Source organism: Lacisediminihabitans sp., assembly GCF_043726815.1.
In the GTDB taxonomy this organism is placed as follows: Bacteria; Actinomycetota; Actinomycetes; order Actinomycetales; family Microbacteriaceae; genus Lacisediminihabitans.
In genome coordinates this window covers 1-14,683 of the sequence record NZ_JAYSJZ010000028.1, presented here as the reverse complement: position 1 = coordinate 14,683, position 14,683 = coordinate 1, and the positions used below count along the sequence as shown (strand labels likewise).

Here is a 14,683-nt window from a genome sequence, read left to right as displayed (position 1 = left end):
GCTACCCGCACCAGCTCTCCGGCGGACAGCGCTAGCGGGTCGGGATCGCGAGGGCGCTCGCGCTGCGTCCGTCGATTTTGCTTTCGGACGAGGCGACCTCCGGCCTCGACCCGGAGTCCACCGCCTCCATCGTCGCCCTGCTCAAGGAGCTGCGGGACGACCTCGACCTGTCGATCCTCTTCATCACCCACGAGATGGACACCGTTCTGCAGGTGGCCGACTCGGTCGCCCGGCTCGACCACGGGCACATCGTCGAGTCCGGTGCGCTGGTGGACCTGCTGCGGGACGCCGACTCGGACCTCGGCCGGGCCCTGCGCCCGCGTCGGGACTGGGAGGCGGCGTCCGGCGCCGACGTCATCTGGTTCGTGAGCTACGAGGGCGGTCACGTGCCGCCGGACTGGGTCTCGCGGCTCGGGGCGGAACTCGGCGTGCCGATCTCGATCCTGGGCGCGTCGATCGAGCGCATCAACGGCGCCACGGTAGGGCACGCGACCCTCGGCATCGGGGGAGTCGACCCCGCGAGGGTGACCGGCACCCTGGCGGCGCTCGGCCTCACCGCCACGCTCGACGACACGGCGCTGCAGCCCGAGCGCGACGAGCTCGAGGACGTGGCATGAACGCCCTCGTTCCGGCCAACGCGACCGTGCCGATCCCGGACATCCCGGCACTCGTCTTGCCCGCTCTCGGCGACACGCTCATCATGGTCGGCATCGTCATGGCGATCGTGATCCTGGTCGGCATCCCGCTCGGCGCGATCGTGCACAACCTCGCTCCCGGCGGGCTGTTCGAGCGACCGGTGCCGTACTCGATCCTCAGCTGGACGGTGAGCATCGGCCGATCGTTGCCCTTCCTCATCCTGATGGCCTCGATCGTTCCGTTCACCCGGCTGATCACCGGCACCAACATCGGCATCGCGGCCGCCGTCGTGCCGATGTCGATCGCCGGCATCGCCTTCTTCACCAGGATCGTGGAGAACTCGCTGCGCAGCGTGCCGCCCTCCCTCGTGAACGTGGCCAAGGCGTCCGGCGCATCGACGCTGCAGATCATCCGCACCGCCCAGTTGAGCGAGGCGGTGCCGTCCATCATCGGCGGCATCACCATCAACACGATCGCCATGATCGAGTACTCGGCGATCGCCGGAACGATCGGCGCCGGCGGGATCGGCTACGTCGCGGTGACCTACGGCTACCAGCGCTTCGACCACAACGTGATGATCGCGACCATCGTGATCCTCGTCGCCCTCGTCTCGGCCGTGCAGATCACCGGCGACCGTTTCGTGCGCCTCACCACTCCGCACGCCAGGGACCGGCACTGACCGGCCCCGGCCATCCTTCCCCACCACCAAACACAAGGACATCGCCATGACCACCACCACGCAGGCTCCCCTCCGCAACGACGACGACTCGCACGGCTTCGAACTGAAGAAGAAACGGCGATGGCCGTGGATCGCCGGCGCGATCGTGGTCGTGGTCGGCGTCGCCGCCGCGATCACGATCCCGCTGCTCAACCCGGCGAAGTCCGCCACCGAGGTCGCGGGCGCCACCCTCACCGTCGCAACCGCCGAGGGTAACTCGGCCGAGCAGGCCCTGGTCAACTTCATCGCCAAGAAGGTGGCGCCCAAGTACGGCATCACCGTGAAGTTTGAGGGTCTCTCCGACAGCAACACGATCAACCGAGCGGTGAGCAACGGCGAGGTGGCCGGCACGGTCTACCAGCACAAGCTCTGGCTCAGCCAGGTGCTCGAGGCGAACCCCGACTTCAAGGAGACGGCCGCGACCCCGGTCTTCCGCTGGGGCTTCGGGCTCTGGTCAGACAAGTACAAGTCCGTGAAGGACATTCCGGATGGCGCCACCATTTCCCTGTACTCGGACCCGGCCAACGAGGCGCAGGGCCTGTGGATCCTGGAGCGCGCGGGGCTGATCACCCTCAAGCCCGGCATCGACAAGGCCCGCGCGACTCAGGATGACATCGCGAGCAACCCCAGGCACATCACCCTCAAGCTGCTCGACTTCGGTGCCCAGTCCCTCGCGCTGCCGGACCTCGACGCCGCGGTCGGCTACACCGAGTACTACCTGGCGGCCAACATCCCGCTGGAGAAGAAGATCTTCGCCCCGGCCGCCCCCGACGAGTTCGCCGGCCAGCTGACCGTGGGAACGCAGTACCTCGGCACGTCCAACGTCAAGAAGCTCATCGCGGCCTTCAAGGACCCGGCCGTGCAGGAGTTCCTGGCGACTGACCCGACGGTGAAGGGCATCCTGCTCCCACTCGCGGCGAAGTAGGGGGTCGCCGGGCCGCTCAGCGGGCGAGGATCGCCGCGGAGTGGCCCGGCAGCACCACGCCGGTGGACGACGCGCCGACCGTCTCGTGACTCGCGAGCAGCACCAAGCCGCCGAACGGCAGGGCGACCGGAAAGTCCGCGAGGTTCAGGACGATCGATGTCGAACCGCGGTGCAGCACGAACCAGCGGCCGGTGGCCGAGTCCTCGAATTCGACGCTCGTGCGGTCGAAGCGGGGGTCTGTGAGGTCCGGCACGGTGCGCCGCAGCTCGGCGAGCCGGCGGTAGACCGCGAGCAGCCGGGCATGGTCGCCGCCCGCGGATTCCGCCCAGTCGAGCTTCGACCGCTCGAAGGTCTGCGGGTCTTGCGGGTCTGGCACGACGGCCGGATCCCACCCCATCCGCTCGAACTCACGGATGCGGCCCTCGGCCGTCGCGGTGCCGAGCTCCGGCTCCGGATGCGACGTGAAGAACTGCCACGGCGTGGAGGCGCCCCACTCCTCGCCCATGAAGAGCATCGGCGTGAACGGCCCGGCGAGGGTGAGCACCGCGGCGATCGCCAGCTGCCCGTAGTCGAGGGTCGCGCCCAGCCGGTCGCCCGTGGCGCGATTGCCGATCTGGTCGTGGTTCTGGTTGGCGACGACGAGCCGCCAGGTGGGCATGTTCGCGGTGTCGATCGGGCTGCCGTGCACCCGTTCCCGGAACGACGAGTATGTGCCGTCGTGGAAAAAGCCCCGCGTGAGCACCTTCGCGAGCGAGTCGAGGTGCTCGAAGTCCGCGTAGTAGCCGGTGATCTCGCCGGTGAGGGCCACATGGACGGCGTGGTGGAAGTCGTCGCTCCACTGGGCGTCGAGTCCGTAGCCCCGCGCCTCGCGCGGGCGGATGAGCAGCGGGTCGTTGAGGTCGGACTCGGCGATCAGGCTGAGCGGACGGCCGAAAAACGCCGACAGCGCGCTGGTCTCGACGGCGAGCTCCTTGAGGATGTGCGTCGGGGACTCGTCGACGAGGGCGTGCACCGCATCGAGCCGCAGCCCGTCCACGTGGTAGTCCCGCAGCCACATGAGCGCGTTGTCGATCACGTAGCGCCGCACCTCCGGGGAGTCCAGGTTGACCGAGTCGCCCCAGGTGTTCGCGCCCTCCTCTCGCAGGTACGGACCGAAGCGGGGCAGGTAGTTGCCGCTCGGTCCCAGGTGGTTGTAGACGACATCCTGGATCACGCCGAGGCCGCGAGAATGGCAGGCGTCCACGAACCGCTGGTAGGCGGGCGGGCCGCCGTACACCTCAGCGACGGCGTACCAGAGCACCCCGTCGTAGCCCCAGTTGTGGGTTCCGCTGAACCCGTTCACGGGCAGCAGCTCCACGAAGTCGACACCGATCGACACGAGATGGTCGAGTCTCTCGATTGCCGAGTCGAGGGTTCCTCCCGGCGTGAAGGTGCCGAGGTGCAGCTCGTAGATCACCCCGCCGGCGAGCTGTCGCCCGGTCCAGGGATCGTCCGTCCAGGCGAAGGCTGCCGGGTCGAAGGTGCAGGAGAGGCCGTGCACGGATTCCGGCTGCCGTCTCGAGCGCGGATCGGGCAGCGGCGTCTCGTCGTCGTCGAGCAGGAAACCGAACTCGGTGCCGTCGAGCCCCGCCGGGGCGCTCCACCATCCGTCGATTCCGCGGTCCATCGGATGCCGCGAGCCGTCGAGAAGCAGCGTCACGGCGCCGGCGGCCGGGGCCCAGACCTCGAAGCTCACGAACCCACCGTGCTGCCGGCCGCGAGGAGATCAGACGGCACGAGCAGGGCCACCGGGTAGCGGACCAGCACCTCGGACAGGCGCATCTCGCCGCCCGGGAACTCCGTGCCGGTGAGCACGTCGACGACGGGCCTGCCGGCGAGGATGATCGAGGTCGTGCCCCAGCCGCCGGCGAGCTCGAGTCCGAGCGGCAGCCGGGTGGCCACGGTGACCACGTCGCCGCGGTCGAAGGCGAGCACGTGACGCGCCGCCGACCCGAACGCGGGCAGCGGGGCGTAACGGCTGAACAGGTCGGGGTGATCACGGCGCAGGCGCAGCGCCCTCGAGGTGACGAGCAGCTTCGCGGCGCCGGATTCGTCCACCGGAGGGTGCGCTCCGGCGTCGATCGCGGCGAGGTAGAGACGGCGTTCGTCGAAGTCCACGGGTCGACGGTTGTCCGGGTCGACCAGCGAGGTCTCCCAGAGCTCGCTGCCCTGGTAGACGTCCGGCACGCCGGGCGCGGTCAACTGGATCAGTTTGGCGGAGAGCGAGTTGCTCCAGCCGGCGGCCCGCACCCGGTCGAGCACCTCCTCGATGACCGCCGTGACGGCTGGGTCGTCGAAGGCGGAGTCGATCAGGTCGTGCATCCGCTGTTCGAACGCCTCCCGAGGCGCGTCCCAGCCCGTGGAGTTTCCGGCCTCGCGGGCCGCCTTCTCCGCATAGGCGTGCAGCCGCTCCCGGCTGGCCGGCCAGGCACCGACGATGGCCTCCCAGAGCAGGGCCTCGAGGGGGCCGTCGCCGAGCGGCGCGGCCTCGCGAAGACGGTCGAGCGCCGACTCCCACTCGGTGGGGATCTCGGCGAGCACGCTGATCCTGGCGCGAACGTCTTCCCCCCGCTTGGTGTCGTGGGTGGAGAGGGTGGTGAGCGAGGCGGGGAAGCTCGCCTGCCGCAGCTGCTGGCGGCGATGGAATTCGGCGGTGCCGATCGAGAACTCCGAGGGGTCCGCGCCCACCTCGGTGAGCGAGCCGAGCCGCGTGTACCGGTAGAAGGCGGTGTCTTCGACGCCCTTGGCCATGACCATGCCGGAGGTCTGCTGGAAGCGGATCGCCGCCGGGTGCTCCTGGTCGCTCAGGATCGGCACGAGGTCGCCGATCGCGTCGGTGAGGTCTGGGCGGTGCGAGATCGCCAGGCGCGCGGCGTCGTGCAGGTGCTCGAGGCCGAGGGGCAGGTACGAGCGGTAGACCGGAAAGCAGGCCAGCAGCTCGGCGAGGGCGTCCGCCGTCGTCGAGATCGCCGATCCCTCGTCCGCCTCCACCGCCTCGACCGACCGTCCGAGATCGCGCTCGAGGCGCAGCACCTCGGAGCGCAGAATGCCGTCGGCGATCGCCCGCTTCGTGTCGTGGATCAGTCCGGACCACGACACGGTCGAGTCGGTTCCGCGCAGGCGCCGGTCGAGCTCGTCGAGGGCCGAGCGACCGGCGGGGTCGACGAGCACCCGGTCGACATCGGCGAGGGCGTCGTAGCCCGTCGTTCCCGCCGTCGCCCACGAGGTGAGGAGCTGCTCGTCGCCCTCGAGGATCTTCTCCACGAGCACGTAGGTGTCTCCGGTGGCCCTGGCGAGGTCGTCGAGGTATCCGGCCGGATCGGCCAGGCCGTCCGGATGGTCCACGCGCAGGCCGTCGACGAGGCCCTCCCGGAACCAGCGGCCGATCTCCACGTGGGACTCCTCGAACACCCAGGGGATCTCCACGCGGATGCCGGCGAGCGAGTTCACGGCGAAGAACCGGCGGTAGTTCAGCTCGGCGTCCGCGCGGCGCCAGTCGATGAGCTCGTAGTGCTGACGCGAGTGCACCTCGCGTGGGGAGGCGCCGTCGTCTGCCGTGCCCGGGGCGATCGGGAACCGGTTGTCGAAGTAGCGGAGTTCTCCCTCGACGATCTCGAGGTCGTCGAGCGAGTCGTCGCCCAGCACGGGAATGCGCAGCCTGCCGTTGCCGAACTCCCAGTCGATGTCGAACGCCTCGGCGTAGCGGGAGTCCCGGCCCTGGCGAAGCAGGTCCCACCACCACGCGTTCTGGTGCGGCGTCTGTACTCCGACGTGATTCGGCACGATGTCGACGAGCACGCCGAGACCGAGCGACCGGGCGGCGGCGGACGCGGCATCCAGTCCGGCCTCGCCTCCCCGGGCGGGGTCGATCCTCGAGTGGTCGGTCACGTCGTAGCCGTGGTCGGAACTCGCCTCGGCGGTGAGCAGTGGCGAGAAGTAGAGCCAATCGGCGCCCAGATCGCGCACGTACTCGGCGATGTTCGCCGCGGCGTTCAGATCGAACGACTCGCGGATCTGCAGTCGGTAGGTGGAACGGGGGATGCGCATCAACCCACCTCGGGCTTGGTCGAGACCGCGACGTTGACGTTCCCGGCGAGGGAGATCAGCGACGCGGCCACCGAGTGGTCAACCTCCACCTCGGGGGCGACCCAGGCGCGCAGCACGACGAGGGACTTCAGCTCGACCGAGATCACGTCTCCCGCCTTGCGCGGCGCGGAGTCTGCGAGCTTGCCGGAGGTGTCGATCACGATCTCCCACGCACCGGAGAATTCGGCGGACGGAAGGGTGAAGTCCACGGCCTCGTCGTGCGCGTTGAAGAAGATCGCGAAGTTGAGGTCGGTGACGGTCTGGCCTCGAGCATCCCGGCCCTGGATTCCATTCCCATTCAGGAATACACCGATCGAGCGACCGAATCCGGCATCCCAGTTCTCCGGTTCCATCTCCTCGCCCGCGGGGGTGAGCCAGACGATGTCCGACAGCGGTTCGCCCTCGCCACGCTTCACGGGACGGCCGTCGAAGAAGCTCTTGCGGCGGAAGGTCGGGTGATCCTTGCGCAGCCTGGCCACCGCGGCCACGAACTCGATCAGCGGCTGGTCCGCCGAGTCCCAGTGCACCCAGGAGATCTCGGAGTCCTGCGCGTACGTGTTGTTGTTGCCCTGCTGGGTGCGGCCGAGTTCGTCGCCGTGCAGGATCATCGGCACGCCCTGCGAGAGCAGCAGGGTGGCGAGGAAGTTGCGCTGCTGGCGGGAGCGCAGGGTCAGGACGGCCGGGTCATCCGTCGGTCCCTCGACTCCGCTGTTCCACGAGCGGTTGTGCGATTCGCCGTCGTTGTTGTCTTCGCCGTTCGCGTCGTTGTGCTTGTCGTTGTACGAGACGAGGTCGGCGATCGTGAACCCGTCGTGCGCGGTCACGAAGTTGATCGAGGCGACCGGGCGGCGGCCGTCTCCCTCGTAGAGATCGGCAGAGCCGGTGAGCCGGGACGCGAACTCGCCGAGGGTGGAGGGTTCGCCCCGCCAGAAGTCGCGCACGGTGTCGCGGTACTTGCCGTTCCACTCCGTCCATTGCGGCGGGAAGTTGCCCACCTGGTAGCCGCCCGGGCCGACATCCCACGGCTCCGCGATGAGCTTGACCTGCGAGACGATCGGATCCTGCTGCACGAGCTCGAAGAAGGTGGAGAGCTTGTCGACGTCGTAGAACTCGCGGGCGAGGGTCGACGCGAGGTCGAACCGGAAGCCGTCGACGTGCATCTCGATCACCCAGTAGCGCAGGCTGTCCATGATCAGCTGAAGCGAGTGCGGGTGGCGCACGTTGAACGAGTTTCCGGTGCCGGTGTAGTCCATGTAGAACTGCTCGTCGTCCTCGACGAGCCGGTAGTACGCCTCGTTGTCGATCCCCTTGAACGAGAGCGTCGGGCCGAGATGGTTGCCCTCGGCGGTGTGGTTGTAGACCACGTCGAGGATCACCTCGATGCCGGCATCGTGCATCGCGCGCACCATGCCCTTGAACTCCTGCACCTGCTGGCCCTCGTCGCCGGTGGAGGAGTAGCTGTTCTGCGGGGCGAAGAATCCGATGGTGTTGTACCCCCAGTAGTTTCGGAGGCCCTTCTCGAGGAGCGTCGAGTCCTGCACGAACTGGTGCACCGGCATGAGCTCGATGGCGGTGACGCCGAGCTTCTGAAGGTGCTCGACCACCGCGGGGTGCGCGACGCCGGCGAAGGTGCCGCGCTGCTCCTCAGGAACGTCGGGGTGCAGCTCGGTGAGCCCCTTGACGTGCGCCTCGTAGATCACGGTTTCGTTGTACGGAACCCGCGGATGCCGGTCCCCGGCCCAGTCGAAGAAGGGGTTGATGACGATGCCCATCATCATGTGCTTGGCGGAGTCCTCGTTGTTGACCGAGAGCGGGTCGCCGAAGTTGTAGGAGAACAGGGCCGGTTCCCAGTCGATGTCCCCGCAGGTCGCCTTGGCGTACGGGTCGAGCAGGAGCTTGTTGGGGTTGCAGCGCTTGCCGGACTTCGGGTCGTACTCCCCGTGCACGCGATAGCCGTAGCGCTGTCCCGGCTGCACGGACGGCAGATAGGCGTGCCACACGTAGGCGTCGACCTCGACGAGCTCGATCCGCGTCTCCGCGCCATCCGCGTCGAAGAGGCACAGCTCGATCTTCTCCGCGACCTCGCTGAAGAGGGCGAAGTTCGTGCCGCTTCCGTCGAAGGTTGCGCCGAGCGGGTAGGCCGATCCGGGCCAGGTTTCCATGATTCTCCCTGAGTTTACTGTTGTCACCGTAACGCGAATCTCACTTGTTGCACGAACCGAGTCGGACCCCTTGACAGCCGCGCCAGGTCCGTTATCACCAGCCCAACCGGCGCCGCACAGCGGCGACCGCCTCGTGCGGCCAGGCCGCCCATCCGGGTGCGATCGTCCGCTCCGCGATGTCGAGCAAGGCTCGCGCCGCGGGCTCCACATCCTGGGCCACGGCGCGCGCGATCTCGGGCCCGGATTCCGGCTAGACCAGCTCGAATCGACGCCAGTTGTCGAGGTTGTCCGCGTGCCGCGGCGCGGCGGCGGGGATCCGCTCCTGCCATGCGTTCACGAGGTGCGCAACGGCAGCGTTGCGTACCGCGGCGCCGGCGATGAGAGTCTCGCCGCGGCGGGCCCGACCGACGCCGATGAGGATGAGCGCGAGGAACTGGCCGATCTCCCGTTCGGCGTCGATGCTCACCTGCGGCTTTCGCTGTGCCGCGATCGCCGCCATCACCTCTTCGACGCCGCCCCGGTCGAGCAGCACGGAGTAGTCGTTGGCCTGCCAGCCACGGATCTCCTCGAGGGGAGCAACGTCGAACTCGAGCACGTGGCCGTCGTCGTAGACGGCCCGATAGCCCTCGCCGGGAACCGGGGAGCAGAAGACCAGGCTCTCGAACCGGGGGAGCCAGTCGAGCCGGGAACGCACGGCCTCGGTGGCCGCCGGGGACGTCACGACGATGAAGTCGTGGTCGGACCACTCGTCGAGGCGGGATCGCTCGGCCGCGCTGCCGGTCACGACGAGGCCGACGACCTCCGGCAGCGACGACACGCTCGCCAGCAGCTCCGCGGTGAAACGGTCGAACGCGGCGATCGCGAAATCACTCGTCATGCGCCGAGCCTAGAACGGCATCCGCCCGCCGCCCAGCCCCGCCTTCTCCCTCTGGCTGCACCCGCACGTTTCTCCGGAGGTTTCCCGCTCGCGTCTCCGCCACCGCCCGCGTTTCTCCGGAGGTACCGGCGCATCGGGGCCGATTCTGGCGGAACGGACTCCATCTCGAGCCGGTTTGGCGCAAACCTCCGGAGAAGCGATCGGGAGCGGGTGGTCGTGCGGGCAGGGTCGGCCCGAACCTCCGGAGAAACGCGTGGCGGGAGAGACGCGGGCGGGAGGTGCGCGGTGGGAGGTGCGCGAGTCGGAGGTGCGGGGGCGGATGCCGGTGGCTAAGATTGAGGCGAACACGGGAGTCCGGTGAGCCGGGCTGAGAGGAAGCTTCTCCAAGCTTCGACCGTCGAACCTGATCTGGATCATGCCAGCGCAGGGAGGCAGTTTCTCTCCGGGTTGCCACACCTGTGGCGACTCACACCCGTGCCCTCTTAACCGAAAGGGCACGACAATGAACACAACAGCAGCATCCATCACCAGACAGCCCCGAGCATTCAGCGCCCGCTGGCGGGTGGTCGACATCGTGGTGGCGAGCGTCATCGGCGTCGCGAGCGGCGTCATCTTCTGGGCCTGGGGCCTCGCGTGGACGCCGCTCAGCGCGGCCCTCGCCTTCGCCCCCGGGCTCGCCGGACTCCTCGCGGGAGGCTGGCTCTTCGCCGGGGTGCTCGGCGGAATCGTGATCAGGAAGCCGGGTGCGGCGCTCTTCACCGAGGTCGTCGCGGCCGTCGTGTCGATGCTCGTCGGCACACAGTGGGGCTTCTCCACGCTGATCTGGGGCATCGTCGAGGGTCTGGGCGCCGAGCTGGTGCTCGCCGCGTTCCTCTACTCGAACTGGCGCCTCGGCGTCGCGCTGCTCTCCGGAGCGGGAGCCGGAGTCGCCGTCGGGCTGCTCGACACGAACTTCACCGACTACGCGGCGCTCGACTTCGGCTTCAAGGCGGTCTACTTCGTCTCCGCCGTCGTGTCCGGGATTGTCATCGCCGGCCTGCTCTCCTGGCTGGCCGCCCGGGGCCTGGCGCGGTCGGGGGCGCTGAGCCGGTTCGCCTCGGGCCGGCTCGCGGCCGTGGAGGGCGAGTCGGAGCCGGTGCGGTCGGGGTCGGGCACCGAGGCGACCTCGGCACCATGAGTCCCGGCCCGGCCTCGGGTGGGGTGCGGATCACCGCCTCCGGATGGGGGTGGCGCCACACCTCCCGTCGCGCGTTCGCGGTGCGCGACCTGGATCTCTCGGTATCGCCGGGCGAACGCGTGCTGCTGCTCGGGCCGTCCGGCGCCGGCAAGTCCACGCTGATCCAGGCCCTGGCCGGGGTGCTCGGCGGAGACGAGGAGGGCGACCAGCGCGGCGAACTCCTCATCGACGGACATCCCCCGGCCAGCGCCCGGGGAGAGGCCGGACTGGTGCTGCAGGACCCGGACTCCCAGGTGGTGCTGGCGCGCGTGGGCGACGACGTCGCCTTCGCCTGCGAGAACCTCGGCGTTCCGCGGGAGGAGATCTGGCGGAGGGTGCCGGAGGCGCTCGCCGCCGTCGGGCTCGACCTGCCGCTAAACCACCCCACCTCAAGCCTCTCGGGTGGACAGAAGCAGCGCCTCGCCCTCGCGGGCGTCGTCGCGATGCGCCCCAGACTGCTGCTTCTCGACGAACCGACGGCGAACCTCGACCCCGAGGGCGTGCGGGAGGTGCGGGATGCCGTGGCCAGGGTGCTCGACGCGACAGGGGCGACCCTGGTGGTGATCGAGCACCGCGTGGCGGTGTGGCAGGCGGTGGTGGACCGGGTGGTGGTGCTCGGCTCCGACGGCGGCCTGGCGGCCGACGGCGCACCCGGGGTCGTGCTCGGGCGGGAGGGCGAGCGCCTCGCCGCGGCCGGCGTGTGGGTGCCCGGCCACCCGCCGCGACGGCCGACCAGGGCGCCGCTGGCCCCGGCCGCACGCGTTCCCCTGCTCACGGCATCCGGTCTCTCGGTCGGTCGCACCTCCTTCGGGCGTCGCGTGCCCACGGTGGTCAACTCCGGCATCGACCTCAGCGTGGCGTCGGGGGATGCCGTGGCGATCACGGGAGCGAACGGGTCGGGAAAGTCGACCCTCGCGCTCACCCTCGCCGGCCTCCTGACGCCGGTCGGCGGTTCGCTCGTGGCCGAGCCGGCGCTCGCGGGAGACGCCTCGACGGCCCCGCATCGGTGGCGTTCCCGGCAGCTGCTGCCGCGCATCGGCATGGTGTTCCAGGACCCGGAGCACCAGTTCCTGGCCCCGGACGTGCGCGCGGAACTGGCGATCGGGCCGCGCGCCGCCGGGCTCGGCCCGGCGGCCGTCGCGGCCCGGGTGGACGAGCTGATCGCGACGCTGCACCTCGACCATCTCGCCGCCGCGAACCCGTTCACCCTCTCCGGTGGGGAGAAGCGGCGCCTGTCCGTGGCGACGGCGCTCGCCACGAGGCCGCGCATCCTGCTTCTCGACGAGCCGACCTTCGGCCAGGATTCCCGCACCTGGGGCCAGCTCGTTGCCCTTCTCGGCGGGCTCCTCGACGACGGGTCGGCGGTGCTCGCCGTGACCCACGACACCGACTTCGTCGACGCCCTCGCGGAGCGGGTGCTGCGGCTCGACACCCTGACGGCGGGGGCGATCGCGTGAGCCTCATCACCCCCGAGATCCGTGCGAGTGCGATCGCCTCCATCAATCCGGTGGCCAAGCTCATCGCCGCCATCCTGCTCGCCCTGGTTCTTCTCCTCTCGATCGACTGGGCGTCCGCCCTCGTCGCCCTGGTGCTCGAGGCCCTCCTCCTCCCGTTTGCCGGGCTCGCTGCCCGACAGTTCTGGCTGCGCACCGCGCCCCTGTGGTTCGCCGCCCCCCTCGCCTGCCTCACGACGGTGCTCTACGGCCGGGACTCGGGGGAGTCGCTCTGGCAGTGGGGCTTCGTCTCCGTGACCGCGGGCTCCGTCTCGCTCGGCGTCGCCATCGGGGTGCGCATCCTGGCGATCGGCCTCCCGGGCATCGTGCTGTTTGCCACCACCGACCCGACCGACCTCGCCGACGGCCTCGGCCAGGTGCTTCGACTCCCGTCCCGCTTCGTGATCGGCGGCCTCGCCGGGCTCAGGCTCGTCGGCCTCTTCATCGAGGACTGGAGATTCCTCGCCCTCGCGCGACGGGCGCGCGGAGTCGGCGATTCCAATCCGGTCTCCCGCATCGCCGGCCAGGGATTCTCGCTCCTGGTGCTCTCGGTGCGGCGGGGGAGCAAGCTCGCCACCGCGATGGAGGCGAAGGGCTTCGGCTCGGGGCGCCAACGCACCTGGGCGAGGGAGTCCACCTTCGGCCGGCGCGAGTGGATGCTCGTGGCGATCGCCGTCGTGATCGCCGTGCTCGCGGTGACCGTCGCCGTCTCGCTGGGCACCTGGAAGTTCGTGCTCTCGTGACCGATGCCCGGCAGCTCCTGCTCTCGATCCGCCGGGCCGCCCGCCCGGTGGTGCTCATCGACGGCGGCTCCGGCTCCGGCAAGACGACTCTCGCGACCGCCCTCGCCCCGGCTCTCGGTGCCCAGTTGGTGCGGCTCGACGACATCTACCCAGGCTGGGACGGCCTCGAGGCGGCGAGCGGGCAGGTGGAGCAGGTGTTGTCCGCCGAGCCACGATGGCGGCGTTGGGACTGGAAGGCGCAGGCCCCGGCGGAGTGGCACGACCTGGACCCCTCCCTCCCTGTCGTGGTCGAGGGCTCCGGCAGCCTGAGCCGGGCGAACCGGGCGCTGGCGACGTACGGCATCTGGGTGGAGCTCGACGAGCCGACGCGCAAGGCCAGGGCGCTCGAGCGCGACGGCGAGCTGTACGCCCCGTTCTGGGACCGCTGGGCGGCCCAGGAACGGGCGTTCGCCGCACGCGAGAGGCCGAGCGAACGTGCAGACCTCGTGCTCGACGACGAGGATGTCGCGGCCATCGTGAACGGACTAGCGTCGTTGTCATGACTTCTCCGTTCATCACCGCCCCCGAACTCGCCGCCGCACTCGACGGGTCAGCGCCTCCCGCCGTGCTCGACGCGAGCTTCGTGCTGCACCCGGCGAAGTTCGACGGCGACTACCGCACGGAGTCCGGCCGAGGGCGCTGGCTGGCGGCCCACATCCCCGGTTCGCTGCATGTCGATGTGGCCACGCAATTCTCCGATGCCTCGGCGGCCGTGCATTACGCGCATCCCGATCCCCAGGCGATCGCCGACGAACTCGCCAGGCTGGGCATCGGCGCCGGCGATCCGGTCGTCGTCTACGACCAGACCGGCGGCCTCTTCGCCGCGCGGCTGTGGTACCTCCTCACCTGGATCGGCGTGGAGGCGCGGGTGCTCGACGGGGGACTCGCGGCCTGGCAGGCCGCCGGGCTTCCCGTCGACTCCGGGGATTCGGATGCCCCTGCCGCGGTCGAACCGTGGACCGCGTCGGCCGTGCGCGACGCCTGGATCACCAGGGAGGAGCTCGCCGAACGCGCGGCAGACGACTCGCGGCCGCTGGTCTGCGGACTGCCCGCCGGGAGCTTCACCGGCGCCGACCCCACCCGGTACTCGCGCCGGGGCCACATCCCCTCGAGCGTCAACGTGTCTGCCAGGGACCTCTTCGCCGCGGACGGCACGGTGAAGGCCGCCGGCGAGCTGCGCGAGGCCTACGCCTCGCAGGGGGTCACGGGCGACGCGGAGGTGCTGCTCTACTGCGGCGGCGGAATCTCGGTCGCCGCGAACGCGCTCACCCTCGCCGAACTCGGCGTGACCGCGGTGCGCATCTACGACGGCTCGCTCGAGGAGTGGTCGGCCGATCCCACGCTGCCGCTCGAGGTCGGTTGACCTAGCTGTACTGCCGATGGACGTTGGTTGACCAGCTCATGGGTGGGCCGGCTCCGATCGAGGTGCCACGCGGGCCCCAGTTGTGCAGGACGGGTTCTGCAGGACGCGTTGTGCAGGAGGGTGCCGCCTTCCTCGGGTGCCCGCCCCGCAGACTCCAGTTGTGCAGGACGGGTTGTGCAGGACGTCAGGACGGGTTCTGCAGGACGGCTCCGGCGGATGGCGAGAACGAGAGGTGCAGAAGCGACGGGAGCGTCCTGCAGACCGGGACCGTTCGGGTCGCTACACCCCTGCACTGTCCTGCACAAGCTGTCCTGCACAAGCTGTCCTGCACAAGCTGTCCTGCACAAGCTGTCCTGCACAAGCTGTCCTGCACAAGCTGTCCTGCA

Annotated in this window: 12 protein-coding genes and 1 riboswitch; of the genes, 8 read left to right on the top strand and 4 right to left on the bottom strand. The window is 69.8% G+C overall.

Annotated elements, in window-relative coordinates:
- Nucleotides 1-77: 77 nt before the first annotated feature.
- From ACHZD8_RS02970 to ACHZD8_RS02960, 3 genes are read left to right on the top strand one after another with little or no spacing between them, the layout of a single operon-like run.
- Nucleotides 78-617 carry an NIL domain-containing protein gene (locus ACHZD8_RS02970; RefSeq protein ID WP_394768643.1) on the top strand — a complete coding sequence of 180 codons (540 nt, stop codon included), beginning with the start codon at nt 78-80 and terminating at the stop codon, nt 615-617.
- Nucleotides 614-1,315: a methionine ABC transporter permease gene (locus ACHZD8_RS02965; protein ID WP_394768642.1), complete on the top strand. Its 702-nt coding sequence runs from the start codon at nt 614-616 to the stop codon at nt 1,313-1,315. Before ACHZD8_RS02970 ends, ACHZD8_RS02965 begins: the two co-directional genes overlap by 4 nt.
- Nucleotides 1,316-1,361: 46 nt before the next feature.
- Nucleotides 1,362-2,279 (top strand): MetQ/NlpA family ABC transporter substrate-binding protein, encoded by a 918-nt coding sequence (locus ACHZD8_RS02960; RefSeq protein ID WP_394768641.1) that lies wholly within the window; start codon nt 1,362-1,364, stop codon nt 2,277-2,279.
- A 16-nt stretch (nt 2,280-2,295) separates the two neighbouring features.
- Here the strand turns inward: ACHZD8_RS02960 and treZ are convergent, their stop codons facing one another.
- The 4 genes from treZ to ACHZD8_RS02940 form a co-directional block, all read right to left on the bottom strand.
- A complete protein-coding gene (treZ, locus tag ACHZD8_RS02955) occupies nt 2,296-4,014 on the bottom strand; it encodes a malto-oligosyltrehalose trehalohydrolase (protein ID WP_394768640.1) in 1,719 nt (572 codons plus the stop codon).
- A complete protein-coding gene (gene treY / locus ACHZD8_RS02950; RefSeq protein WP_394768638.1) occupies nt 4,011-6,365 on the bottom strand; it encodes a malto-oligosyltrehalose synthase in 2,355 nt (784 codons plus the stop codon). The genes treZ and treY overlap by 4 nt, the downstream gene beginning before the upstream one ends.
- Entirely contained in the window at nt 6,365-8,566 is a 2,202-nt protein-coding gene (glgX, locus tag ACHZD8_RS02945; protein ID WP_394768637.1) for a glycogen debranching protein GlgX, read from the bottom strand. Before glgX ends, treY begins: the two co-directional genes overlap by 1 nt.
- 250 nt (nt 8,567-8,816) lie before the next feature.
- Nucleotides 8,817-9,443, bottom strand: a complete 627-nt coding sequence (locus ACHZD8_RS02940) for a hypothetical protein (protein WP_394768636.1) — start codon at nt 9,441-9,443, stop codon at nt 8,817-8,819.
- 336 nt (nt 9,444-9,779) lie between these two features.
- A riboswitch (TPP riboswitch) is annotated at nt 9,780-9,890 on the top strand.
- Between the two features lie 55 nt (nt 9,891-9,945).
- On the opposite strand from ACHZD8_RS02940, the gene ACHZD8_RS02935 reads away from it, so the two are divergent.
- The 5 genes from ACHZD8_RS02935 to ACHZD8_RS02915 are packed head-to-tail and all read left to right on the top strand — an operon-like array spanning nt 9,946 to nt 14,297.
- Complete coding sequence (locus ACHZD8_RS02935) at nt 9,946-10,620, top strand: ECF transporter S component (protein ID WP_394768635.1); 675 nt, start codon at nt 9,946-9,948, stop codon at nt 10,618-10,620.
- Complete coding sequence (locus ACHZD8_RS02930; protein ID WP_394768634.1) at nt 10,617-12,116, top strand: ABC transporter ATP-binding protein; 1,500 nt, start codon at nt 10,617-10,619, stop codon at nt 12,114-12,116. Before ACHZD8_RS02935 ends, ACHZD8_RS02930 begins: the two co-directional genes overlap by 4 nt.
- Nucleotides 12,113-12,895 (top strand): energy-coupling factor transporter transmembrane component T family protein, encoded by a 783-nt coding sequence (locus ACHZD8_RS02925; protein ID WP_394768633.1) that lies wholly within the window; start codon nt 12,113-12,115, stop codon nt 12,893-12,895. The genes ACHZD8_RS02930 and ACHZD8_RS02925 overlap by 4 nt, the downstream gene beginning before the upstream one ends.
- Nucleotides 12,892-13,437: an ATP-binding protein gene (locus ACHZD8_RS02920; RefSeq protein ID WP_394768632.1), complete on the top strand. Its 546-nt coding sequence runs from the start codon at nt 12,892-12,894 to the stop codon at nt 13,435-13,437. The genes ACHZD8_RS02925 and ACHZD8_RS02920 overlap by 4 nt, the downstream gene beginning before the upstream one ends.
- Nucleotides 13,434-14,297 (top strand): sulfurtransferase, encoded by an 864-nt coding sequence (locus ACHZD8_RS02915; RefSeq protein WP_394768631.1) that lies wholly within the window; start codon nt 13,434-13,436, stop codon nt 14,295-14,297. The genes ACHZD8_RS02920 and ACHZD8_RS02915 overlap by 4 nt, the downstream gene beginning before the upstream one ends.
- The last annotated feature ends 386 nt before the right edge of the window (nt 14,298-14,683 follow it).

What these genes read in the sequence shown, in the direction of transcription:
- ACHZD8_RS02965 (WP_394768642.1), top strand. Translation starts at nt 614, where the DNA reads ATGAACGCCCTCGTTCCGGCCAACGCGACCGTGCCGATCCCGGACATC.
- ACHZD8_RS02960 (WP_394768641.1), top strand. Translation starts at nt 1,362, where the DNA reads ATGACCACCACCACGCAGGCTCCCCTCCGCAACGACGACGACTCGCAC.
- treY (WP_394768638.1), bottom strand. Translation starts at nt 6,365, where the DNA reads ATGCGCATCCCCCGTTCCACCTACCGACTGCAGATCCGCGAGTCGTTC.
- glgX (WP_394768637.1), bottom strand. Translation starts at nt 8,566, where the DNA reads ATGGAAACCTGGCCCGGATCGGCCTACCCGCTCGGCGCAACCTTCGAC.
- ACHZD8_RS02940 (WP_394768636.1), bottom strand. Translation starts at nt 9,443, where the DNA reads ATGACGAGTGATTTCGCGATCGCCGCGTTCGACCGTTTCACCGCGGAG.
- ACHZD8_RS02935 (WP_394768635.1), top strand. Translation starts at nt 9,946, where the DNA reads ATGAACACAACAGCAGCATCCATCACCAGACAGCCCCGAGCATTCAGC.
- ACHZD8_RS02930 (WP_394768634.1), top strand. Translation starts at nt 10,617, where the DNA reads ATGAGTCCCGGCCCGGCCTCGGGTGGGGTGCGGATCACCGCCTCCGGA.
- ACHZD8_RS02915 (WP_394768631.1), top strand. Translation starts at nt 13,434, where the DNA reads ATGACTTCTCCGTTCATCACCGCCCCCGAACTCGCCGCCGCACTCGAC.